This is a genomic window from Microbacterium resistens NBRC 103078 (assembly GCF_001552355.1).
Taxonomy (GTDB): Bacteria; Actinomycetota; Actinomycetes; order Actinomycetales; family Microbacteriaceae; genus Microbacterium; species Microbacterium resistens.
On record NZ_BCRA01000064.1, the window covers coordinates 1 to 24,039 of the forward strand.

20 protein-coding genes are annotated in these 24,039 nt (G+C 70.7%); 12 read left to right on the forward strand and 8 right to left on the reverse strand.

The window, feature by feature from the left end:
- Positions 1-446, forward strand: a 446-nt coding sequence (locus tag MR1_RS11370; protein ID WP_157518087.1) for a glycosyltransferase, incomplete at its 5' end; no start/stop codon positions are given.
- 23 nt (positions 447-469) lie between these two features.
- Here the strand turns inward: MR1_RS11370 and MR1_RS11375 are convergent.
- Together MR1_RS11375 and MR1_RS11380 are read right to left on the reverse strand one after the other, a co-directional pair.
- Complete coding sequence (locus MR1_RS11375; protein WP_157518090.1) at positions 470-1,207, reverse strand: ABC transporter ATP-binding protein; 738 nt, start codon at positions 1,205-1,207, stop codon at positions 470-472.
- 1 nt (position 1,208) lies between these two features.
- The gene (locus MR1_RS11380) at positions 1,209-2,096 is read right to left on the reverse strand and encodes an ABC transporter permease (protein WP_157518093.1); all 888 of its coding nucleotides are present in this window, start codon (positions 2,094-2,096) and stop codon (positions 1,209-1,211) included.
- A 208-nt stretch (positions 2,097-2,304) separates the two neighbouring features.
- On the opposite strand from MR1_RS11380, the gene MR1_RS11385 reads away from it, so the two are divergent.
- The 3 genes from MR1_RS11385 (at position 2,305) to MR1_RS11395 (ending at position 5,939) form a co-directional block, all read left to right on the forward strand.
- Complete coding sequence (locus MR1_RS11385) at positions 2,305-2,667, forward strand: acyltransferase family protein (RefSeq protein WP_067246563.1); 363 nt, start codon at positions 2,305-2,307, stop codon at positions 2,665-2,667.
- A 199-nt stretch (positions 2,668-2,866) separates the two neighbouring features.
- A complete protein-coding gene (locus tag MR1_RS11390) occupies positions 2,867-3,886 on the forward strand; it encodes a glycosyltransferase (protein ID WP_067246567.1) in 1,020 nt (339 codons plus the stop codon).
- A gap of 115 nt (positions 3,887-4,001) precedes the next feature.
- On the forward strand, positions 4,002-5,939 hold the full coding sequence (locus tag MR1_RS11395; protein WP_067246569.1) for a DUF6541 family protein: 1,938 nt from the start codon (positions 4,002-4,004) through the stop codon (positions 5,937-5,939).
- Positions 5,940-5,980: 41 nt separating this feature from the next.
- On the opposite strand, the gene MR1_RS11400 is transcribed toward MR1_RS11395, so the two are convergent.
- From MR1_RS11400 to MR1_RS11410, 3 genes are read right to left on the reverse strand one after another with little or no spacing between them, the layout of a single operon-like run.
- Entirely contained in the window at positions 5,981-7,249 is a 1,269-nt protein-coding gene (locus MR1_RS11400; RefSeq protein WP_067246572.1) for a lipopolysaccharide biosynthesis protein, read from the reverse strand.
- On the reverse strand, positions 7,246-8,169 hold the full coding sequence (locus tag MR1_RS11405) for a glycosyltransferase (RefSeq protein ID WP_067246575.1): 924 nt from the start codon (positions 8,167-8,169) through the stop codon (positions 7,246-7,248). The genes MR1_RS11400 and MR1_RS11405 overlap by 4 nt, the downstream gene beginning before the upstream one ends.
- Positions 8,166-9,356, reverse strand: a complete 1,191-nt coding sequence (locus MR1_RS11410; protein ID WP_169797681.1) for a glycosyltransferase family 4 protein — start codon at positions 9,354-9,356, stop codon at positions 8,166-8,168. The genes MR1_RS11405 and MR1_RS11410 overlap by 4 nt, the downstream gene beginning before the upstream one ends.
- 68 nt (positions 9,357-9,424) lie before the next feature.
- Here MR1_RS11410 and MR1_RS11415 point away from each other — a divergent pair, with 68 nt between their 5' ends.
- Both MR1_RS11415 and MR1_RS11420 read left to right on the forward strand, forming a co-directional pair.
- Entirely contained in the window at positions 9,425-10,294 is an 870-nt protein-coding gene (locus MR1_RS11415) for a glycosyltransferase (protein WP_067246580.1), read from the forward strand.
- 2 nt (positions 10,295-10,296) lie between these two features.
- A complete protein-coding gene (locus tag MR1_RS11420; RefSeq protein ID WP_067246583.1) occupies positions 10,297-11,193 on the forward strand; it encodes a glycosyltransferase in 897 nt (298 codons plus the stop codon).
- Positions 11,194-11,215: 22 nt separating this feature from the next.
- Here the strand turns inward: MR1_RS11420 and MR1_RS11425 are convergent, their stop codons facing one another.
- From MR1_RS11425 to MR1_RS20390, 3 genes are read right to left on the reverse strand one after another with little or no spacing between them, the layout of a single operon-like run.
- The gene (locus MR1_RS11425; protein ID WP_067246585.1) at positions 11,216-11,614 is read right to left on the reverse strand and encodes a DUF2304 domain-containing protein; all 399 of its coding nucleotides are present in this window, start codon (positions 11,612-11,614) and stop codon (positions 11,216-11,218) included.
- The gene (locus MR1_RS11430) at positions 11,611-12,354 is read right to left on the reverse strand and encodes a glycosyltransferase family 2 protein (protein WP_067246588.1); all 744 of its coding nucleotides are present in this window, start codon (positions 12,352-12,354) and stop codon (positions 11,611-11,613) included. The genes MR1_RS11425 and MR1_RS11430 overlap by 4 nt, the downstream gene beginning before the upstream one ends.
- Positions 12,355-12,384: 30 nt before the next feature.
- Positions 12,385-14,844: a hypothetical protein gene (locus MR1_RS20390; RefSeq protein ID WP_067246591.1), complete on the reverse strand. Its 2,460-nt coding sequence runs from the start codon at positions 14,842-14,844 to the stop codon at positions 12,385-12,387.
- Between the two features lie 98 nt (positions 14,845-14,942).
- Here MR1_RS20390 and rfbA point away from each other — a divergent pair, with 98 nt between their 5' ends.
- The 6 genes from rfbA to glf all read left to right on the forward strand — a co-directional run bounded on the left by rfbA (position 14,943) and on the right by glf (position 24,033).
- Entirely contained in the window at positions 14,943-15,812 is an 870-nt protein-coding gene (rfbA, locus tag MR1_RS11440; protein ID WP_067246594.1) for a glucose-1-phosphate thymidylyltransferase RfbA, read from the forward strand.
- Positions 15,812-16,810: a dTDP-glucose 4,6-dehydratase gene (gene rfbB / locus MR1_RS11445; RefSeq protein WP_067246597.1), complete on the forward strand. Its 999-nt coding sequence runs from the start codon at positions 15,812-15,814 to the stop codon at positions 16,808-16,810. Before rfbA ends, rfbB begins: the two co-directional genes overlap by 1 nt.
- 112 nt (positions 16,811-16,922) lie before the next feature.
- On the forward strand, positions 16,923-18,335 hold the full coding sequence (gene rfbD / locus MR1_RS11450; protein WP_067246599.1) for a dTDP-4-dehydrorhamnose reductase: 1,413 nt from the start codon (positions 16,923-16,925) through the stop codon (positions 18,333-18,335).
- The gene (locus MR1_RS11455) at positions 18,332-20,503 is read left to right on the forward strand and encodes an acyltransferase family protein (RefSeq protein WP_067246603.1); all 2,172 of its coding nucleotides are present in this window, start codon (positions 18,332-18,334) and stop codon (positions 20,501-20,503) included. The genes rfbD and MR1_RS11455 overlap by 4 nt, the downstream gene beginning before the upstream one ends.
- A 195-nt stretch (positions 20,504-20,698) precedes the next feature.
- Entirely contained in the window at positions 20,699-22,783 is a 2,085-nt protein-coding gene (locus MR1_RS11460) for an acyltransferase family protein (RefSeq protein WP_067246606.1), read from the forward strand.
- Between the two features lie 113 nt (positions 22,784-22,896).
- A complete protein-coding gene (gene glf / locus MR1_RS11465) occupies positions 22,897-24,033 on the forward strand; it encodes a UDP-galactopyranose mutase (protein WP_067246609.1) in 1,137 nt (378 codons plus the stop codon).
- Positions 24,034-24,039: the final 6 nt, after the last annotated feature.

The following is a 24,039-nucleotide window of genomic DNA, read 5'->3' on the forward strand; positions in this document are numbered from 1 at the left end:
TGCGCGCGGCGGCGGCGCTGCGCCGCGCGGTCGTCGTCCTCGATGCGGCCGACGGGGACGAGGCGGGGATCATCGATCTCGCCGAGTCCGCAGGACTGCCCGCCGCACGGGTGCACGTGCGGGAGCGGTCGTCTCCCGCCGACCGTGCTGCGGTCCTCGACGGCGCGGGCGCCTTCGTCTGTCTCGATCCGCACGCGTCCTGGCCCTGGCGTCTGCTGGAGGCCATGGCGCTGCGCGTCCCGGTCGTCGCGCTCGACACCGGGGTGCACCGCGACGTGATCGCCGACGGCGGCCTCCTCGTGCCCGCGGAAGAGATCGCGGACGCGCTCGCGGAGGCGGTCGACGCGGGCGGGGAGCGCCTCCAGGTCATCGCCGGTGACCGTGCGCGCGCCTTCAGCTGGAGCAGCGCGGCCGCACAGGTGTGGGCGCTGCACGCCGAGCTCTGACGGCGCGCCTCCCGCTGGCGCCTCTAGGCGCGCATGATCTCGACGGCCTCCTTGCTGGGGCCGTCGAAGCGCACCTTGCCGTCGCGCAGGAGGACGCCGCGCGCGCAGAGGTCGGAGACCATGTCCAGGTCGTGGCTCACCACGACGAGGGTCTTGCCCTGGTCGTGCAGCTCGCGGATGCGCGCGAGGCACTTCTGCTGGAACGGCTCATCGCCGACGGAGAGGATCTCGTCGATGAGCAGGATGTCGACCTCGGTGTGGATCGCGACGGAGAACGCCAGGCGCAGGAACATCCCGGAGGAGTAGTGCTTGACCTCGGTGTCGATGAACTTCTCGATCTCGCTGAACTCCACGATGGCGTCGAAGCGCTCCTCGATCTCCTTCTTCGTCATCCCCAGGATGGCGGCGTTGAGGAAGATGTTCTCCCGTCCGGAGAGGTCGGGATGGAACCCGGCGCCGACCTCGATGAGACCGGCGACCCGCCCCCGGGTGAGCACACGCCCCTGATCGGGCTGCAGCACGCCGGAGATCAGTTTCAGCATCGTCGACTTGCCCGAGCCGTTGTAGCCCAGCAGCGCGACGGACTCTCCCTGGTCGATCGAGAACGAGACGCCGTCGAGCGCCTGGAAGTCGGTGGTGAGCTTCTTGCGCCGCATGGCCGCGACGAAGGTCTCCTTGATCGAGTGCGTGTGGCGCAGCTTGAAGTGCTTGTGGACGTCGTCCACCACGATCCGGGTCGTGTCCGTGGCGGCGTGCGCCACATCAGAGGTCCTGTGCAAAACGACCCTCCAGTCGCCGGAAGACGAGCTCGCCGAGGACGACGATGATCAGGGACACGCCCAGGGCGATGCCGGCGTGCATCCACAGGTCGGGGAACACGGTGCCCTCGCCGGGGTCGAGCGGCTGCCAGATGCCGTAGTGGAACAGCTCGACGGCCGCGGTGATCGGGTTCAGCGCATAGAGCTGGAAGACCGTCTCGGGGACCTGCGACTGCACCATCTGCCACTGGTACATGACCGGCGACGCCCACACCGAGATCATCACGATGATCTCCACGAAGCTCTGGGCGTCCCGGAACGTCACATTGATCGCCCCGAAGAGCATGCCCAGCCCGGTGGCGAGCAGGGCGATGATCACCAGGCCCAGCAGGAGCGCCGCGAGGTGCAGTAGCGAGGGAGTCCAGCCGAAGAACAGCGCGATGACGATGACGACGATGATCTGAGGGACCGTGTTGACCGCGGCGACGAAGGTGCTCGCCACGGGGAACATCTGCCGCGGGAAGTAGATCTTCTTGATCAGGGCCGCGTTGTCGACGAGGGAACGGGTCCCGTTGGCGAAGGACTCGTTGAAGAACGTCACCGCGGTGATGCCGGACAGCAGATAGATGGGGTAGTAGTCGATCGACCTGTTCAGCCCCATGAAGACGCCCAGGGCGAAGAAGAAGACGAGGAACTGGATGAGCGGCTTGACGTAGGACCACAGCCACCCGAGGACGGATCCGCGATAGCGGATGCCGACTTCCTTCTTCACGATCAGGCTGAGCAGGTAGCGTCGACGGAACACGTCGAAGAAGCCGCCGCTGGCGCCGGGCGCGATGAGGCGGTCCGCGGCTGCGGCAGAGGGCTGCGACACGACGGTTCTCACTTCCATACGGGTCTCTTCGGGCGAGATCCCCACCCATCCTAGGGTGTCGGGTCCGTCCGGCACGGTCCGACGCCGACGCGCCGACGCGCTCGTGTCGGGATGCACGGTGTCGGTGTCCCGCGTGGCCAGCATGACCGCAACGGGTGCACTCACCGGCGAGGCATCCCGTCCACCGTCGCGCCGATGAGGGCGCGCTGACAGGACAGAAGGCGACATGCGGACACAGGTCGGCGACGCGCGTGCATGGGTCACCCGGCGAATCGTCTTCCCCTACGGCTCGAACAGCCTCAACCTGTTCCGGCTGATCCTGGCCTTCTTTCTCCTGTGGGTGCACAGCTACGCGGTCCTGGGGCTGCCGGACGCGCCCGCGATCGCCGGCGTGAGCCTGGGCACCTGGGCCGTGCACGCCTTCTTCCTGATCAGCGGCGCCCTCATCACCCGTTCGCGGCTGAAGACGACGGCGGGCGCCCTCCTCGTCCACCGGGTGGCGTGGATCATGCCCGGGTTCCTCGTGTGCCTGGTCGTCACGGCCTTCGTGTTCGCACCGGTCGCGCTTTTGATCTCGCGCGGGTCCTGACAGGGTTCCTGGGGGACGGGCTGGCTGCTCGTGGAGCGCCCGGGCATACGCCGGGTCCGACGGGCGACGGCGGCCGCGGCACCGCCGGTCCCGCCCGGACCGGCGACGAGGCGGTCGTCGTCGGCTGAGCCCGAGGCGGTCGGATTCCGCGGGTAGGCTCGTGAGGGCAATCCGACGGACATGAGGGGAACGGGCAGGCATGACCTCGACGCGCGGCTGGATCGTCCTCGCGGCCTACCAACCGGCGCCTGATCTCTTCGCTCGCCAGCTGCGCAGCATCCAGGAGCAGACGCTGCGCGAGTGGACGTGCGTCATCTCCGTCGACGGCGAGGCGGAGACCGTGCGACGTGTGCTCGCGGAGACGGTCGGCGACGACCCTCGGTTCCGCGTCGTCGCGGACGGGACGCGCCGCGGCTTCTACCTCAACTTCGAACGGGGACTGCTCGAGGTCCCCTCGGACGCGGAGTGGGTCGCGCTGAGCGACCAGGACGATCACTGGTATCCGGAGAAGCTGGCCGTCCTCACGCAGCGGCTGACCGATGCCCCGCTCGCCTCCGGGCAGGCGCGCCTGGTGCGTCACCCGTCGGGGGAGGTGCTCGGAACGACCGACCGCGCCTATTGGGGCGCCGCCCAGCTCGTGCTCGCCAACCAGGTCACCGGCTCGCTCTGCGTGTTCCGCGGCGAGCTGCTCGCCACGGCCCTCCCGTTCCCCCGCGTGCCGACCCGGGTGGAGACACACGATCACTGGCTGGCCGTCGTGGCGGCGACGTACGGCGATCTCGCCATCGTCGAGGACGTGGTGCAGGACTACGTCCAGCACGGTGCGAACGTGTACGGCGACCCCTCCCAGCAGAAGGCGATGGGGCTCAGTGACACGATCCGCGAGACGCTGGCCAAGGCGCGCAAGTACGAGGGAAGCGCATCGCCCCTGGCGGTGCTGCGGATGTTCTTCCTCGTCCAGGTGGGGTGGCGACAGGTGATCGTCGAGGTGCTGGAACGGCGCGGGCGACCGGTGGACGAGGCCGTCTCCGCCGCCTTCGGTCGGCGGCGCCGGCTCGGTCCGCTGCGCCGACTGCAACGCGAGGCCGAGGCGAAGGGCATCATGGTGCGCCGCTCCTCTCTGGAGTACCTCGTCGGCTGGGCGGCGGGAACGCTCACGGGCGGCCGCCGGCGCGCCCACGCCCTGGCCGTGCGCGCCTCCGCGCGGACGCCGCGCTGAGCACGGGGGAGCACGAACCTCCGCGGGATAGGATCGATCCGGCGTTCGCCCTGCCGTCTGGCGGCACAGCGCCGGAGAAGCCCACCGCCGCGGACGAGGAGCGCACGACATTCCCATGACGACCTGGATCGAATTCCTGCTCGCCCTCGGCACCCTCGGTCTGCTGCTCTTCGTCCCCGGCTACCTGGTGGCCCGCGTCCTCGGGCTGCGCGGGCTGTGGGCGGTCGCCGTCTCCGGGCCCGCGTCGGTGACGATCGTCGTACTGGCCTCGACGATCGCGCCGGTGCTGGGACTGCGGTGGGGGATCCTCCCCGTGGCGCTGCTCGCGGTGGTGCTCCTGGCGCTGGCGGCGGTCCTCCGACTGCTGATCTGGCGGGGACGATCGCTCGGGTCCGCGGACGCCCGGCTGCGTCCGTGGGCGATCGCAGCGACCGTGGCCGCGCCGGTCGTGATCCTGGCGCAGGTGCTCCTGATGATCTCGTCGCCGGAGCACATCTCGCAGACCTTCGACAACATCTTCCACCTCAACGCCGTCCGGTACATCCTCGAGACCGGGAACGCCTCCCCGTTCTGGGTGTCCTCCCTGACCAGCGCGGAGTCGGGCGTGGCGCCGACCTTCTACCCGGCGGGATGGCATGCGCTCTCGGCCCTGCTCGTGGAGCTCTGCGGCGTCTCGATCCCCGTGGCGTCGAATGCGCTGGTGATCGGCTTCGCCGCCTTCGTCTGGACCACCGGCATCGTGACGCTGACCCGTGAGCTCTGGGGCAGCCGCACCGTGACGATCATCGCGGCGGCCGCGGCGGCCACGTGCTTCCCGGCGTTCCCGATCCTCCCCGCCGACTACGGCGTGCTCTTCCCGTACATGATGGCGCTGAGCTTCGTCCCGGTCTCTCTGGCGCTGCTCATCCGTGCCGTGCTCGGCGCGCACCGGGATGCGCGGGAGCGCGTCCTGTGGCTCGTCGCCCTGGCGGGTCTGCTCCCCGCGATCGCGATCAGCCATCCGGGGGCGTTCGTCATCCTCCTCGCGTTCGGCACCGTCGTCCTGGTGACCGCGCTCGTCCGGCGCGCCCGGGTCGTCCCCGGCCGACCGCCCGGCGGCCTGTGGCCGTGGGCGTCGATCGGCGCGTACCTCGTGGTCGCCGGCGTCCTCTGGTACGTCCTGCGGCCGCCGGCCGATGCGCGCACATGGCTTCCGGAGATGACGGTGGGACAGGCGATCGGCGAGATCGCCACGGCGTCCGTGGACCGTGCCCCGGTGAACCTCGGCATGGCCCTGCTCGTCGTGCTCGGTCTCGTCGCGGTGTTCCGGCAGAGGAGCACGCGGGGCTGGCTGGCGTTCGCCCTCTTCCTCCTCGCCGCAGGACTGTACGTGACCGTGGCAGGGGTGCCGTACCTTCTGCTGCGCGACGTCCTCGTCGGGGCGTGGTACAACAACATCCCGCGGCTCGCCGCGATCATGCCCCTCGTGTGGGTGCCCCTGGCGGCGCTCGGGTTCACCGCCGCATGGGACGCGCTCATCGCACGCCGACGCCTGGCCCGTCCCGCCGTGGCGACGATCGCGCTGGCCGCCCTCGTGGTCGCGGTGTTCCCGCTTCCGCAGGCCATGAGCATGCGACAGGCGGTCCGCGACGCACGGGCGAACTACGCCCTCACCGCCAAGGCCCCGCTCCTGAGCACGGACGAGTGGGCACTGCTGGATCGACTGGACGACGAGGTGCCGGCGGACGCGGTCATCGTCGGGAGCCCGTGGACCGGCACGGCCCTGGCATACGCGCTCGCGGACCGTGAGGTCCTTCTGCCGCACACGCTCATGTACATCTCCCCGGAGATGCAGGAGATCCTCGACGGGCTCGACACCGCCCAGGCGGGATCCGAGGTCTGCGACCTGCTGGCGGAGCGTCGCGTCTCTTACGTGCTCGACTTCGGCCGGCGTGAGGTCAACGAGGGGCGTCACCACTACCGCGGTCTTGACCGGCTCTCGACCTCGGACGCGGTCGAGCTCGTGGACGAGGAGGGCAACGCCCGCCTCTATCGGGTCACGGCCTGCGGGTAGTCGCAGGCCCGGGGCCGCACGTCGGTTCCGCGTGACCGCGGTCAGGAGGCAGTGGCCGCGAGGCCGCGCAGTGCCGCATGCGAGCGATAGACCGCCAGGCCGATCGATGTGAGCGCGAGGGCGATCAAGGCCCCCGGGACGCCGAGGAGCAGCGCACCGACCAGCACTCCGAGCAGTGCGGCCACGGTGGCCACGCTCGCCGACAGCGCAAGATCGCGGGACCGACCGATCGTGACCAGCACCGCGAGGCCCACGACCTGGCTGATCGCCTCGCCCGCGAAGCCGAGGCCCATCACGACCGCGAGCAGGAGCGGGATGGCGACCTTGTTCTGTGACAGCAGAGCCGACACCCACGGCGCGCACGTGATCATGCCGACGGCGCCGACGACGCCGATGGCAGCGGCGACGAGCATGGCGATCCGTGCGCGCGAACGGATGTGCTCGCGTCCGGCCTCGGGCACCCAGCTCTGGATCGCCTGGAGGATCGGGGCAAGGACGAGCCCCGCGTACCGGGAGAGCCGGTCCGCCAGCACGAACAGCGGAAGCGCGGACGGAGCGACGATCTGCTGCACGATGACGGTCGGCAGCGTGGTGATGAGGCTCGAGGTGAACGTCGCGGTGAACCCGGGCATCTGATCCTGCAGGAGCCCTCGCAGGGTCTGGGACCGGTCGACGCGCCACGGCCCGTCCGCCGTGCGCGTGGCGACGAACAGCCAGGAGCACAGGAGGCCGAGCGTCGCGAACCCGGCCGTGCAGGACACGTAGACCAGCAGGGACGGGGCGAGGAGCACACCCACGAGGGCGGCGGCCTGTCCGAGGATCGCCGGCAGCGCATCGAAGAAGAAGAGGGCGACGGGGCGATTCGTCCCGATGAAGTACCACGCGGCACCTGCCGCCGGTGCGACGGAGGTGAGAGCGGCGAGGGCCGCGGTGAGCAGGTCCATGCGAACGATCGCGGAGGCGATCAGTGCGCCGAGGACGAGGACCGGAATCATGATGACGACGCGGGCGAGGACGGACGTGGCGAAGAACGCCTTGCGCTCGTCCGCAGGCAGGCCGGCGACGGTGCTCGGCCCCGTCGCCCCCCAACCGAACCCCACGATGACGGCGAGGAACTGAGCGATCGACTGCAGTACGGCGAACCGTGCCCACGTCGTGTCGCCGAACTGCTCGATCAGGATGGGGATCGAGAGCACCCCGACGAGTGTGGAGAGGATGATCGACAGCGAGAACAGGAACGAGCGACGGACCAGCTCATGTCCGATCGCCTTCCGCGCCCGGCCCCCGCGGGGCCCGGGGACGGCGCTCATCCGACCTTCCTGCCCAGACGGCGCAGACGCGTCATCAGCTCGTCGGGAATCCGTCCGCCGACCCCGGCACGGCCGTCGCGGATGCCTTCGCGCAGGGCCAGCAGCTGTGCACGCCGGTCGCCGGCGACCAGCAGCCCGCCGAGGATCATCGAGGTGAGCAGGCGGGTGCGCCGCCGCGTCCAGGCACGCCGTTCGCGTCCGTAGCGCCGCGCCAGCACCACGGAGTTGCGCACCATGTAATAGGTGCGGAACGGGGCGTGGTAAAGCAGGTGCCGAGGGCGGCCGCCCAGCACCAGCCGACGGCCGAAGACCGTGAGCGGCACGAGCGTCCCCAGCTCGTGGCCGATGTCGGAATCGGGGACGAGCACGTATCGGGAGCCGTGCTGCCACGCGCGCAGCGTGTACTCACTGTCCACCGCGTCGATGAACAGCGTCTCGTCGAAACCGCCCAGCCGGTCGAACACGTCCATCCGGACCAGCTGCCCGGCCTGGATCGGATCGAACGGCACTCCCTCCCGGTCCAGGACCACTCCGGTCCCTCCCGCCGAGGACGGGACCGCTCCGACCGGCTCCTCGCCGCGCCGGATCGCGTCGGACAGCGCGCGGAGGGCGCGCTCGACGTAGCCCTCTGGGATCCAGGAGTCCTGATCGAGCGTCAGCACGTGTGTCGCGCCGCGTGTGCGCGCAGCGTCGAATCCGACGTTCAGCGCCCGGGCGATGCCGCCGTTCTCGGGAAGCTCGATCACCTCGACGCGCGGATCGTCGATCCCCAACGCGCTCGTCGTCGCCGTGCCGTCGTCGACGAGGATGACGGTCTGTACCTGGGCGAGCAGCTCCGGCACCCGTTCGCGCAGGGCCTCGGGGGCACGGAAGGTCGGGATCACGGCGGAGACCACGGCATCGGTGGTGCTCTGGGTCATCGGGGGCCCTCCTCGATCAGCTCTCGGTACAGCGTGGTGATCCGGGACCGGAAGCCCTCCAGCCCGTATTCGCCGACCGCCCATTCGCGCACCTCCGCCTCGTGCCGACGGTCGGGGTCCTGCAGGACATCGACGACCGCGGCGGCGAAGGCGTCCGGATCGTCGGTCACGCGGCGGATCGCCCCCTCCCGTTCGATCCCCTCGGCCCCGACCGGCGTCGCCACCACAGGGATCCCGCGGAGGAGGGCGTCGATCGTCTTGAACTTGACCCCGGCGCCGTTGTGCAACGGCACGACGACGACATCCGCCTGGTCGAGATAGGGATCCATCGACTCCACGAAACCCGTGACCGTCACGGAATCGTCGGCGGCGGCCAGATCGCGGAGGGCGGGGGTCGGATGCGCACCGACCACGGTGAAACGCGCGTCGGGCACCGTCGCGCGCACCTGGGGCCAGACCCGCTGGAGGAACCACCGCGCGGCCTCATCGTTGTCGGGGCGGCCCATCGCACCGCTGAAGACCACCGTGGGCGACGCGTCCGCCGGCCGCGGCGCCGCGACGGGCGGGACGGGGAAGCCGGGGCGCACGACCTCGGGGCGAGCGTCCGGCGCGAGCGCCCGGACCAGACCCGCGTCCTTCTCGCTGAACACCACGACCCGGTCGGCGGCCTCGAACGTGCGTCGCTCGCGACGGGCGCTCCACGCCGCCGCCATGCGGTAGGCGGTGCGCAGGAGGGGATTCTCCGCCGTCTCAGCAGCCCTCGACCAACGCTGCGTGATGACGTCGTGGGCGATGACGACGAGGCGGGCGCGGGGGGACCGCGCCCGGACGAGCGGGATCAGGCTGCCCATCTCCGACCATTGGAACTCGACCACCTCAGCGCCGGCAAGGAGCGCCGCCGCCGAGCCGCTGCGACGGAGCGCACCGGCGAACCAGGCGTGCGCGGTGCTGCCGCGAAGCAGTGAGCCGATGTCGGCCAGCAGCTTGAGACGGTCCGAGGAGGTCGGTCCGTGGCCCGAGAGCAGCAGAAGAGGGCCCTCGGCCCCCTTCGCCACGGCTTCACGGTTCAGCGCGCTCGCCGGCGCGATCGCGGTCAGCTCGACGTCCGCCCGAAGCGCCCGGTAGTGCTGAAGCGCGTACTCTCCACCCGCGTGCGCGATCCCCGCGTACGGGATGTACTTGGTCACGCTGGCGACGGCGGGTCGACGGCCGGGCACAGGTGAGGGCGAATGCATATCAGCTAGCCTAGGCGTCGATGTCCGAGACGAATGACGCCGCCGTGCCGGCTCCCGGCTACGCGGCCGTTGTCATCGCGTACCACCGGCCGGATCTGCTCCGCGTGGTGCTCGAGCGCCTCCGTGCGCAGACCCGCCCGCCCGAGCTCGTGGTCGTCGTCGACAACGGCGGTGACATCGAGGAGACCTCCCTCGCCGGATTCGCGCTCCCTCTCGAACTCGTGACCCGGGACGACAATCCCGGCTACGCCGCCGCGGTCAACATCGCCGCGGCCCGCGCGCGCGCCGCGGGGATCGCGAACCTGCTCGTGCTCACCCACGACGCGGTCTTCGCCCCGACGCTCGCCGGTGCGCTCCTGGACGCGCTGTCGGACGACCCCCGGGCGGGGTGCGTGGCGCCGACGCTGCGATGGGTCTCGCGCCCGGACCGGATCTTCTCCTCGGGCGGGGTGCTGACCCGGGGCGGACGTGCCTACCACCGCACGGACGAGGTCGTCGGCGACGCGCGAGCGGTGCATTGGGTGGACGGCGCCGTGGCGCTCTACCGCGGGACGGCGCTCGAGGGGATCGGCGGCATCGACGAGCGGTACTTCCTCTACTTCGAGGACGTCGATACGGGATGGTCTCTCGCCCGCGCCGGCTGGCGGACGCTCGTCGTCTCGGAGACCGCGCAGCAGGAGCCCGGCGCTCACCCCCTCCGACTGGGCCTGCGCAACATGGTGCTGTTCGCGCGAAAGGCACGGCTTCCGGTCGTCCCGGCGGTCGTCGGGGTCGCGCGCCGCGCCGCTGAGGAGCTCGTCGTGGGTGTCCGCCGTGACCGCCGGCTGCATCTGCCGGCGGCGATCCGCGGCATCCGTGACGGCCTGGCCGGCCGCCAGGGCAGGCCCTGAGCATGGCCGACGACCGTGTGATCGACGTCGTCCTTCCGTACTACAGCCCGGCCGATCGGGCGTGGGCGGCGATCGAGTCCGTCCTGGCGCAGGAGTACCCGCACTGGCGGCTCGTGGTGGTGGACGACGCGTATCCGGAGGAGGGGATCCGGCAGCGCCTGGAGGCGCAGGGGGACGCCCGCATCGAGTATGTGCGCAACGCGGAGAACATCGGTCTGGCACGGAACTTCAGCCGGTGTCTCGACCTCGTCCGCGCACCCCACTTCGTCATGCTCGGCGACGACGACCTGATGCACCCGGGCTATCTGCGCAGCGTCGCCGCGCGGCTGGCCGCCCACCCCGAGGCGGACATCGTGCAACCCGGAGTCCGCGTGATCGACGAGGAGGGCCGTCCGGTGCTTCCGCTGGCCGACCGCATCAAGGCGGTGCTGCGCCCGCGAGGGGGGACCGGTGGCGTCCTCCTGTCCGGGGAGCGCATGGCCGAGAGCCTCATGCGGGCGGACTGGGCGTACTTCCCCTCGCTCACGTGGCGGACGGAGACGGCGCGCGCCCACGGCTTCCGCGAGGAGTACGCGGTCGCTCTCGACTACGCTCTCCTGCTCGACATCGCCCTCGACGGCGGCTCCCTGCTCGTGTACGACGACGTCGTGTTCGACTACCGGCGCCATCGCGCCTCGGTCTCCTCGACGACCGCGTCATCGGGGCTCCGGTTCGCCCAGGAGAGGGACTTCGCACTGGCCTACTCGGCGCGCATGTCCGGGCGCGGGTGGCACCGTGCCGCGCGGATCGGCCGCCGGCGGACGATCTCGCGTCTGCATGCGGCGGCGGAGGCGATGGGCGCGGTGCTCGCCGGTGACATCCGTCGCGCCGGGACGCTGCTGTCGACAGCCCTCCGCTGACGCTCGGCGCGGCGTGTCGGTGCTAGCGGCGGGGCGGCTCGGCGGCGTCGTCGCCGGGACGCGCCGCCTCGAGCTGGTCGATCCGAAGGCTCAGCCGCTCCAGCTCCGTACGGGCCAGCGCGGCCTCCTCAGCGACCCGGCGCATCTCGTCCTCCGTGTGCGAGAGCTCCCACGACAGGTGCAGGGAGACTCCGAGGAGAAGGACGATCGCGAGCGAGAAGAGGAGGTTCGCCGGCACCTGGACCCCCAGGAGCCCGGTCGCCCACACCAGCAGCCCGGGGAACAGCCCCAGGATCAGGACGCAGACCGCGATGACGATCCACATCACCGCGTACTTCTCGCGCAGGCGCCGCGCCAGGAGCATCCAGAAGACGATCGCGAGGATGATGACGGCCATCGCGATGCCGACGGCGACGATCATGCCTGCTCCATTCGTGCGACGGCCTGTGCACGACGCGGGCCGCGCATCAGGGCGAGGGCGAGGGCGAACACCGAGCGCAGCAGGTAGACGGAGGCGCCGATGGGCCCCTGACTCGGGTTGCCGTGGGCGCGCGGGCGCATCGCGACCGGCACCTGGGTGACCACGAGTCCGGCGTGGCACGCCGCGACCAGCGAGTCGATGGTGTCGCCGAGGTACTCGGCGGGGTAGTAGGCGATGTACTGCTCGATCGCGCGCTGGTTCGCGGCGCGGAACCCGCTGGTGACATCCGTCAGGCGGGTCTTCGCCACGCGCGACAGGGTGCCGGCGAGGAACAGCATCGCCCACCGGCGGGGGCCGCGGACGGAGTAGTCGCCCACCTCGGCGAAGCGGGCACCGATGGAGATGTCCGCGTCTTCGAGCCCGGCCAGGACCCGGGCGATGTCGGCCGGGTTGTGCTGGCCGTCGGCGTCGACCTGGATGGCCCGGCGGTAGCCGTGACGATGCGCGTAGGTGAAGCCGGTCCGCATGGCGCCGCCCACGCCCAGGTTGAACGGGAGCGAGATCACCGTGGCGCCCGCCGCCCTGGCGACGTCGGCCGTCCCGTCGCGGGAGCCGTCGTCGACGACGACGACGTCGTAGGAGGGATCCGCCATCCGGATCTCCGTGACGGTGTTCCCGACGTTGCGGGCCTCGTTCCACGCGGGCACGATGACCAGCACTCGATCAGGCAGTGTCGTCATAGTCCGTTCAGTCTAGTCGGGGCGCCTGCGTCACTCGGCAGGGGCGTCGGAGGACCCGGGCGTGGGCTCGACGTCCGGCGAGGGCGACGCGCTGGGAGTGGGCGTCGGCTCCACCGTCGGCTCTGGCGACGGCACGACGGTGGGCTCGGGCGTCGGCTCCGGGCTCGGAGCGGGCTCCGGCGCGGGCTCGACCGGCGTGGGCTCGACCGGCGCGGGCCCGACCGGCGCAGCGGGGTCGCCGATCGGGTAGTCGTCGGCTTCTTCGGACGGGATCTCGATGATCTCCGGTGTCTCTCCGTCGCCGCGGCGGAGCAGGTCCTCCTCCGTGAGGATGTGGTGGAGGGCATCCGACTCGAAGACGTAGACCTCGGCGCCGTCTGCGATCCGCACGATGTCTCCGTCGCGGAGGATCGGGGAGCCGAAGGTGTAGCTTCCGCGGTAGGCCGCGGGGAGGGTCTGGATCGGCGGGATCACGCCGCCGCCCAGACGCAGCAGAGTCGCATAGTCGCGCACGTGCTGGAGGACGCTGCCGGTGCGATGACGGTAGACCTCGCCCCGGCCGGAGAACTGGACGAAGGCGCCGTCGGGCAGCACGGGGCCGGCGCGCCCGACCCAGTCGGCCGTGCCCGGGCTCCACGCGGCGAGGCGAAGGGGACGATTGCCGTTGAGCCTCATCAGCGTGGCGTAGTCCTGCACGTGTCGCAGGCGCGCCCGCTGGAGGAGGAACACGTCGCCGGTTCCCTTCGGCTGCACGAACAGTCGGCCCGTGTAGCTGGTCGCGGATTTCGGCATCCAGCCGCAGTCGGCCGCGGTGAGGGCCGTCACGGTGAACCCGCCCGTGTCGGTGCCGCTGAGCGGGTTGAGCCGGCCCGACGCGGCGAGGTACCGCGGCGTCCCGCACGCCACGACCGGCGAGAGCGCGCCGGATCGGCGTGGCGCGCTGCGCACGGCCAGATCGGAGACCATCACCATCCTGGTGGCGCCGAGCTCGGCGGCCAGCGGGAGGTTCGGAACCCAGACGAGGGCGCCGGTCGGCAGGGTGAGGTACACCTCCGGCTTCCCCGCCACGCGGGCGAGGCTGTGGCGCGCGAACACCGGCGCGCCGGCGGTGACCCGGCCGAACGCCGAGGGGTCCATCGACGCGACGTAGCCCGGGGTGTTCTTCGAGATCTCCCGCCATGCCTCGATGCTCGACACGTAGCGCTTCTTGCCGCCCTGCGTCTGGTAGATCTCCGGCGCCGATCCGGACCGGATGAAGGACCCGACGTCGGCGCCCTTCGTGAATTTGTCCATGATCGCGGCCTCGAGGTTCACGTAGCTCGGGAACGAATAGCCGAACAGCTCGATCTGGGCCGGGGTGGCGAAGCGATGCCGGGTGCCGTCCGCCTCGAGGAGGAACAGCGTGCCCGAGCGCGGGTCGTGGACGTAGCGGCGCACGGCCGGTCCGGCCGGGACCGCGTTCAGCGACGAGGCGGAGACGGAGACGGCGTCGCCCAGTCGCGAGCGGAACGCGGCGTAGTCCTCCGCGGTCTGCACGTGGCTCTTGACGCCGTTGTTGATGAGGTAGATCGCGTCCTGCCCCGGCACGCGGACGAGCCCTCGCGGGGGGACGGTCCCTCCCTGGGTGCTGCCGAACCAGTCGGTGAAGTAGTTGTAGAAGTTGCGGTTGCCGTACGCGGAGCAGGCGTCGCCCTCGCCGTAGCCGGCGCGCAGGGCCGCCGCGTTGGGCTGGTAGGGCGTGTAGTAGTAGAGCGCGGAGGTGGCGGCGTTCTCGATGTAGACGGGGGAGGAACCGCAGCCGCGGTCGGGGTTGTAGAGGATGTTCCAGGTGTTGCCCGGAGCGAACCAGGTGAACCACTCGCCCTCGAGGTAGATCTTCATCTGTCGGGCGGCGCCGTAGATCTGGTGGAAGAACCCGACGAACGACGGGTCGCACGGGGCGTCGTCGGGACAGCCCTGGCCGAGGGCGGCGTCGTAGCGCCACTGGCTCGGCCACGTGTGCGTGACCAGGCCCTGCTCCTTCTGGAGCATCACGACGAGGACCTGGGGGTTGATGCCGCAGGACTGGGCGACGCGCGCGATGATGGTCGAGGCCAGCTCGTTCGAGGCGCCGCTGTAGCCGCGGCAGTAGCTGTCGGCCGGGCGGTTCACGCTGGAGATGCGGAAGTCCTTCAGGCAGGTGTAGCCCGACCGGCAGCTCGAGACCTTGCCCTCGAAGAACGACTGGATCTGGCCGGCGGTCATCGTCCCGGCGTCCGTGAACACCCGGTCCGAGATGATGTTCCCGGCGCGGAACTGGGACAGATCGGCGGCGGGGCGCACGGCGGCGGGGACGTCCTGGGGGAGCGCGGTCGCGGCGGCGGCGGTGTCGGCGGTGAGGGCGGCGGGCACGGCGGCGGTGGCCGGCGACGCGCTGAGAAGCGCTGCGGCGACCGCGACGGCGGCGACGATGCCGACCCAGCGGCGGGGGGAGGTCTTGTGGGGGCGCACCGCTCCATCATCCCTGCTCACCGCCGCCGTGCCGGTATCCCGCGCGCAGAGGAGCTGCACGAGGCGGTCTTTCGGGCGCCGTGTGCCACGATAGTCGGGTGAAAGGCATCATCCTCGCCGGCGGTTCCGGGACCCGGCTGCACCCGATCACCCTCGGCGTCTCCAAGCAGCTCATCCCGGTCTACGACAAGCCGATGGTCTACTACCCGCTGTCGACGCTCATGCTCGCGGGGATCAAGGACATCCTGATCATCACCACCCCCCACGACGCGGAGCACTTCGAGCGGCTCCTCGGCGACGGATCGCAGTTCGGCATCTCGATCACGTTCGCCCAGCAGCCCTCGCCCGACGGCCTCGCCCAGGCGTTCACCATCGGCGCCGACTTCATCGGCGACGACAAGGTGGCCCTGGTCCTCGGCGACAACCTGCTGTACGGCCCAGGGCTCGGCACTCAGCTGAAGCGGTACGCCGACGTCGACGGCGGCGCCGTGTTCGCGTACTGGGTGGCCGAGCCGAGCGCGTACGGCGTCGTGGAGTTCGACGCGGAGGGCACGGCGGTCTCGCTGGAGGAGAAGCCGGCGCAGCCGAAGAGCAACTACGCCGTTCCCGGGCTGTACTTCTACGACAACGACGTCGTCGAGATCGCCCGCGGCCTCGCGCCGAGCGCGCGCGGCGAGTACGAGATCACCGACGTGAACCGCGAGTACCTGCGCCGGGGATCCCTCCAGGTCGAGGTGCTTCCGCGGGGCACGGCATGGCTGGACACCGGGACCTTCGACCAGATGACCGACGCCGCCGATTACGTCCGCACGATGGAGCGGCGCACCGGGCTCCGGATCGGCGTGCCCGAGGAGGTCGCGTGGCGCCAGGGCTTCCTCTCCGACGCCGAACTGCGCGAGCGGGCGGAGAAGCTCGTGAAGTCCGGCTACGGCAACTACCTGATCGAAGTCCTGGAAAGGGGCCGCTGATGTCTCACCTCCTCGTCACCGGCGGCGCCGGCTTCATCGGCTCCAATTTCGTGCACCACGTGATCGGTCACACCGACCACACGGTCACGGTCCTGGACAAGCTGACCTACGCGGGCAACCGCGACTCCCTGGCCGGTCTCCCCGAGGACCGGGTGCGCTTCGTCGAGGGCGACATCGCCGACGCCGCGCTCGTCGACCGTCTCTTCGGCGAGGTCGACGCGGTCGTGCACTACGCCGCCGAGTCCCACAACGACAACTCCCTGCACAGCCCGCGGCCGTTCCTGGACACGAACATCGTCGGGACGTACACGCTGCTGGAGGCCGCGCGCGCTCACGACCGTCGCTTCCACCACATCTCGACGGACGAGGTGTACGGCGACCTGGAGCTCGACGACCCGGAGCGCTTCACCGAGCAGACGCCGTACAACCCGTCGTCCCCGTACTCGTCCACCAAGGCGGGCAGCGACCTGCTGGTGCGCGCGTGGGTGCGTTCCTTCGGCGTGCGGGCCACCATCTCGAACTGCTCGAACAACTACGGTCCGTTCCAGCACGTCGAGAAGTTCATCCCGCGCCAGATCACCAACGTGATCCGCGGCATCCGCCCCAAGCTCTACGGCGCCGGGGAGAACGTGCGCGACTGGATCCACGCCGACGACCACTCCTCTGCCGTGCTGACGATCCTCGACAAGGGCCGGGTGGGGGAGACCTATCTCATCGGCGCCGACGGGGAGCGCAACAACAAGGAGGTCGTCGAGCTGATCCTCCAGGAGATGGGCCAGCCGCGCGACGCCTACGACCACGTGACCGACCGCGCCGGCCACGACCTGCGGTACGCCATCGACTCGACCAAGCTCCGCACGGAGCTCGGGTGGACGCCCCAGTACGCCGATTTCGAGGCGGGCCTGGCGGCCACGATCCAGTGGTACCGCGACAACGAGGCCTGGTGGGCGCCGGCGAAGGACGCGACGGAGGCGTTCTACGCCTCGAAGGGACAGTGATGGCTGCGTTTCGTCTCGCTGGGCTCGCTCGACGACCGGGGAGTGAGACAGTGACGGCCGTGGCGCGTTTCGTGTCGCTGCGCCCGCTCGACGACCGGAAGGCGGAGCTCTGATGGCGGTCGAGTTCGGCAAGCAGCTCTCCGTGCAGGAGACCCCGATCCCGGGGATGATCGTCCTCGACCTGCCCGTGCACGGCGACGCGCGCGGGTGGTTCAAGGAGAACTGGCAGCGCGAGAAGATGACCGCGCTGGGGCTGGCGGACTTCGGTCCGGTGCAGAACAACATCTCGTTCAACGACGCGGTGGGCACCACCCGCGGCATCCACGCGGAGCCGTGGGACAAGTGGGTCTCGGTGGCGACCGGGCGGATCTTCGGAGCCTGGGTGGACCTGCGAGAGGGACCGAGCTTCGGCACGGTCTTCACCGCGGAGCTCGACCCGTCGAAGGCGATCTTCGTGCCCCGGGGCGTGGGCAACTCGTATCAGACCCTGGAACCGGACACCGCGTACACGTACCTCGTGAACGACCACTGGTCGCCGGATGCGAGCTACTCGTTCCTCAATCTCGCCGACGAGACCGTCGCGATCGACTGGCCCATCCCCCTGGCCGACGTCGAGATCTCGGAGAAGGACAAGGCCCACCCGCGGCTCGCCGAGGTCGCCCCCATCCCGCCGCGCAAGACGCTGGTGGTCGGGGCGAACGGACAGCTCGGGCGGGCGCTGCGCCAGGCGCTGGGCGATGCCGCGCACGTCGAGTACGCGACCCGGGAGACGCTGGATCTCGGCGATCCGGCTTTCGTCGCCTCGCGTCGCTGGCGCGACTACGGCGTGATCATCAACGCCGCCGCGTACACCGCCGTGGATGCGGCGGAGACCGCTGAAGGGCGCGCTCAGGCGTGGGCGGCCAACGTGACCGGCGTCGCCGCCCTGGCGCGCGTCGCCGCCGAGAACGGCCTCACCCTCGTCCACGTGTCCAGCGACTACGTCTTCGACGGGACCTCCGCGGAGCCGTATCGGGAGGCGGATGCCGTCTGCCCCCTCGGCGTCTACGGCCAGACCAAGGCCGCCGGCGACGCCGTCGTCGCGACGGTCCCGCGCCACTACGTCGTGCGCACGTCCTGGGTGATCGGCGACGGGAAGAACTTCGTTCGGACCATGGCGTCGCTCGCCGAGCGCGGCATCGATCCGTCCGTCGTCGACGATCAGCGGGGCCGGCTGACCTTCGCGGACGAGATCGCACGCGCGATCCTGCACCTGCTGGCGCAACGCCCCGCGTACGGGGTCTACAACCTCAGCGGATCCGGCGAGCCGGCGACGTGGGCGGACGTCGCGCGTGAGGTCTTCTCGCTCGTCGGAGCCGAGCCCGATCGGGTGACGGGGGTGAGCACCGAGGAGTACTTCGCCTCCGCCGCCGGTCCCGTCGCCCCGCGTCCTCGCAACAGCGTGCTCGACCTCGGCGCGATCGAGGCGACGGGCTTCGTGCCCCGCGACTTCCGTGCCCAGCTCCGGGAGTACCTCCGCACGTGACCGCGCCCGCGGCGACGCGGACCGCCGTCGCAGCGTCGCGGCGGGCTCGGGGATTCCGGCCGGACATCCAGGCGCTGCGCGCCGTCGCGATCGCGCTGGTGGTGGCGAACCATCTCTGGCCGTCCGTCCTCACCGGCGGGTACGTCGGTGTCGACGTGTTCTTCGTGATCTCCGGGTTCCTCATCACCGGGCACCTCGTCGCGGAACTCCGCCGGGACGGACGGGTACGCCTGGGTGCGTTCTACGCCCGACGGATCCGTCGGCTCCTCCCCGCGGCGCTCCTGGTGCTGTTCGTGACGATCGTCGGGGTGTGGGTCCTGCTCCCTCCGACGCGGTGGACCGACAACGCCCTCCAGACGATCGCCAGCGCGGTGTACGTGGAGAACTGGACGCTCGCGGGGCTCTCGGTCGACTACTCGGCGCACAATGGCGCCGCGAGCGCGGTCCAGCACTACTGGTCGCTGTCGGTGGAGGAGCAGTTCTACCTGGTCTGGCCGGTGCTGCTGCTGGCGGCGTTCCTGCTGCTCGCGCGCCGGCGCCGGGCCAACGGCCCGGTGACGACGCGGTCGCAGAACCCCGTCTGGACCGTCGACGCCGCATCCACCGGCTGGCTGCTCGCGAGCGTGGCCGGGGGCGTGGCGGCGGTCTCCCTCACCCTCAGCGTCCTGTTCACCGCGGCCGCGCCGGCCCCGGCGTACTTCGTCACGTTCACCCGGATGTGGGAGTTCGCGGCGGGCGCTCTCGTCGCCCTGGTCCCCGGCGCCGTGTTCGCCCGCTTCGGCACCTCCGTGGCCGCGGCGGTCGCGGTCGTGGGCGCGGCCGCCATCGCGGTCTCGGCCGTGCTGTTCGACTCCCGGACCCCTTTCCCGTCGGCGGCGGCGCTGCTGCCGGTCCTCGGCACGGTGCTGGTGCTGGTCGCCGGTACCGGGCGTCCCGCCCTGCCGGTGCTGTCGCGCGTGACGCACAGCCGTCCCGTGCAGTGGCTCGGCGACGTCTCCTATTCGCTGTACCTGTGGCACTGGCCGCTGATCATCCTGATCCCGTTCCTGCTGCGTCATCCCCTCACGCTCCCCGTCGAGCTCGGCGTGCTCGGTGTCGCCCTCGTGCTCGCGGGGGTCACGCGGCGTCTCGTCGAGGTCCCGGCGCAGCGCTCGCCCTGGTGGCGCACGACGCGGCGAGCACTGCTGGGGATGGGCGCGATGATGCTCGTCGTGGTGACGACGGCCGGTGCGGCCGCGCTCGCCGGATCCACACGTGCGGCACCCGTGCCGGTGGGAGAGCCGATCGCCCTTCCCGCCGGTGTCCCCGCGGACTGCGCCGGACCCGGGGCTCTGCTGCCGGGCAGCGGCTGCGACCCCTCGCTCGCCGTGGCGGAGCCGGTCGTCTCCGACGCCGATGCGTACTACGCGCTGGCGCCCGAGTGCGCGGCGTACGACGACCGACTGCGGATGGACGACCGCCAGACGACCAGGGAGTGCGACTTCGGCGACGGCCCGCGCGTGTGGCTCGTCGGAGACTCGCACGCGGAGCAGTGGCAGGGGGCCCTGTTCGCGATCGCCCGCGAGCGGGGCTGGCGGCTCACCATCAGCACGTTCCCGGGGTGTCCGGCGGCCGATGTCCCGTTCATCGGGTTCGACACGGAGTGGGGTCCGGTGGACTACGAGCGCTGCCGGACGTGGGCGGCGCAGCTCACCGAGACCCTCGTGAGCGAGTCTCCGGATCTCGTCATCACCTCGATGGCGGCGCGACAGCAGCTCGTCGCGGACGAGGCGGGCGTGGGACACGACGCGGTGTTCGCCGACGGGCTCCGCCGGACCTGGTCGCGGTGGACCGACGCCGGGATCCGGATCCTCCCGATCATCGACATCCCGCTCAACGCGGATGTGCGCGATCCCGACTGCGTGGTGCTGCGCGCCTCGTCGCCGGAGCAGTGCGCCGTCCCCCGCGACGCGGCCCTCCCGCCGGACCCCCTCGTCCTGGCGACCGCGTCGGCACAGGAGGGCGTCCATCCGGTCGACCTGAGCGACCGGTTCTGCGACGCCGAGCGGTGCTTTGCCGCGGTGGGAGGCATGCCCGTCTACTTCGACGCGGATCACATGAGCGGACCGTACGCGGCGCGGCTCGCCCCGGATCTCCTCCCCGCCATCGACCGTGCGCTGTCCGATTGAGGATGCTCCCAGCGGGGATCAGGGGAACCCCGTAGACTCGCTCATCGACCCCGACATCGTCGCGCGCTCGTCCATCGCCCCACGACGAGGTGGACGCCGCACGAGACGCGCCGCAACCCGAACGACCTTTGGAGCGCCCTCCCGCATGCTGTATCCCGACCCGCACCCCGACGCCTCGTCCGAGGAGGGACGGCGATGACCGGGGTACTGGCGGAGGAGAAGCGTCCCGCGTCCTCGGCCGCGGCGAAGAGGACCGGTCCTGCACGGACGCTGTCGGCGGACGGGACCGCGGGCTACCGCGCTGACATCGACGGGCTGCGGGCGCTCGCGATCCTCCTCGTGGTCGTTTACCACGTCTGGCTCGGCCGGGTGTCGGGCGGTGTCGACGTCTTCCTGATGATCTCGGCGTTCTTCCTCACGGCCTCGCTCGCGCGCCGGGCCGCCGGGGGAGGGCGGCTGCATCTCGGCCGGTACTGGCTGCGCAAGTTCCGGCGTCTGGTCCCCGCGGCCAGCGTGACGCTCATCGGCGTCCTGGCGACGGCGTACTTCCTGTTCCCGGCCACCGACTGGCCGAGACTGTGGCAGGAGACGCTGGCGAGCCAGTTCTACTACGAGAACTGGTCCCTGGCCTTCAACGAGGTCGACTACTACGCGCGCGACGGTGCGATCGCGAGCCCGCTGCAGCACTTCTGGTCGCTCTCGGTGCAGGGTCAGGTGTTCGTCCTGTGGCCGTTGCTCATCGGCCTCGTCACCCTGCTGTTCCTCAAGCGACGTCACTGGATCCGTCCGGCCCTCGTCGTGGTGTTCGCGGCGGTGTTCGCCGTCTCGCTGTGGTTCTCGATCGTCGAGACCCAGGCGAACCAGCAGTTCGCCTACTTCGACACCCGCACCCGCCTGTGGGAGTTCGCCGCCGGATCCCTCGTCGCCCTGGTGCTGCCGTCGGTCCGGCTCTGGCCCTGGCTCCGCGCGTCGCTGGGATGGATCGGGCTCGCCGGCATCGTCGCCTGCGGCATCGTGCTCGACGTCCAGGGCGGGTTCCCCGGCTACCTGGCGCTGTGGCCCGTGCTCTGCACTGCGTTCGTCATCGTCTCCGGCGAGGGCGCCGTGCGCGGGTCGCCGGTGCGGCTGCTGTCCGCCAAGCCCCTCCTGTTCCTCGGGCGTGACGCGTATGCGCTGTACCTGATCCACTGGCCGGTGCTCATCACGTGGATCGTGGTCAGCGGCACCGGGCACCCGGATCTGGCCGCCGGGGCAGCGATCATCGGCATCTCGCTCGTGCTCGCGCGGATCCTGTCCGCCCTCGTGGAATCGCCGTTGCGACGCGCGAAGATCCTGGACCGCTCCTGGTCGCTGAGCGCGGTCGTCGTGCTCGTCTGCGTGGGCCTCGTGGGGGCCACCACCTGGGGATGGCAGGCGCGCGAGCAGGAGAAGGCGGCCGAGATCATGGCCTCGGCCTCTGCGCAGGGGTATCCGGGCGCGGGGCAGCTGGACACCCCGCTGGACATCACCGACCCGGGTGCGCCGCTCATCCCGGTCGCGACCGAGCTGTCGGCCGAGTGGGTCGCCGTCGGCGGTCCGTGCAGCGGCCGGTTCGCGCCCGCCGACGACGTGCTCAGCGGGTCCTGCGACCAGAGCCCGCACGCGCTCGACGCCGACCGGACCGTGCTCGTCATCGGCGACTCGCACGCGCAGCAGCTCGCCACGCCTCTGGAGCGCGTCGCCGACGAGCGCGGCATCGGCGTCGTGACGCTGCTCAAGGGCGGGTGCACGATCGGCGCCGACGAGGAGGACCGGGGCGTGGGCGGCCCGGCGTGCCAGGACTGGCTCGGCGCCGCCCTCGCATATGCCGTCGACCTCGCGCCGGACGCGGTCTACGTCGTGACCACCCGGGCGTCCGCCGCCGAGCCGGAACGGCTGCTGCGCGGCGTCGAGACCTCGCTGTCGACCCTCCTCGACGCCGACATCCCGGTCCTCGGGGTCCGCGACAACCCGCGCTTCGCCTTCGACATGTACGAGTGCGTCGCCGGCGCCGATGACGGCGAGGACTGCGCGGTGCCCATCGAGGACGCGCTGGGGGAGGACGACCCGATGATGCGGCTGGACGAGCGCGTCATCCCGATCGACTACACGCCGTGGCTCTGCCCGGATGGCGTCTGCGAGGGCGTGATCGGCAACATCGCGCTCTACATCGACGACAACCACCTGTCGCGGGTGTACGGCGAGACCCTCGCCCCCGTCCTGGCGCGGATGCTCGACCGCAACGGGATCCTGCCGCGCTGAGTCGCGCCTCAAGAGTCCGCACAGCGGCGCCCGGTAGACTCTGTCTGTCGTGCGCCCGGCGTGGCGCACCTGCACGTTGACGGGCCTCGAACGGCCGACAGAAAGCGACATACATGGATCTCCTCATCGTCGGGTCCGGATTCTTCGGACTCACCATCGCCGAGCGGGCGGCTGCTGCGGGCCGTAAGGTCACTGTGATCGACCGCCGCCACCACATCGGCGGCAACGCGTACAGCGAGGACGAGCCGGAGACCGGGATCGAGGTGCACCGTTATGGTGCGCACCTGTTCCACACCTCGAACCCGACGGTGTGGGAGTACGTCAACCGCTTCACGACGTTCACGGACTACGTGCACCGCGTGTACTCGACCCACAAGGGTGTCGTGTACCCGTTGCCGATCAACCTGGGCACGATCAACCAGTTCTTCCAGGCGGCGTACACGCCGGCGGAGGCGCGCGCGCTCATCGCGGAGCAGGCGGGTGAGTTCGATGCGCATGAGGCGAAGAACCTGGAGGAGCGGGGGATCGCGTTGATCGGGCGGCCGTTGTTCGAGGCGTTCATCCGGGATTACACGGCCAAGCAGTGGCAGACGGATGCGAGGGAGCTTCCCGCGTCGATCATCAGCCGTCTGCCGGTGCGGTACACGTATGACAACCGCTACTTCAACGACACGTGGGAGGGCCTGCCGACGGACGGGTACACGGCGTGGTTGGAGCGGATGGCGGATCACCCGAACATCGAGGTGAAGCTGAATGTCGACTTCTTCGACGAGGCGCAGCCGTTGAACAAGAAGGCGACCGTCGGGCAGGTGCCGGTCGTGTACACGGGTCCGGTGGACCGGTACTTCGACTATGCCGAGGGCGAGCTGGGGTGGCGCACGATCGATCTCGAGCAGGAGGTGCTGGACGTCGGTGACTTCCAGGGCACGAGCGTGATGAACTATCCGGATGCGGATGTGCCGTACACGCGCATCCATGAGTTCCGTCACTTCCATCCCGAGCGCGCCGACCGGTACCCGACGGACAAGACCGTGATCATGCGGGAGTTCTCCCGGTTCGCCGAGCGCGGGGACGAGCCGTACTACCCGGTCAACACCGCGTCGGATCGTGAGGGGCTGCTGGCCTACCGCGAGCTCGGCAAGGGCGAGAAGGACGTGTACTTCGGCGGACGCCTCGGCACCTACCAGTACCTCGACATGCACATGGCCATCGGCTCCGCACTGTCCATGTGGAACAACCAGCTGGCGTGAGGAAGA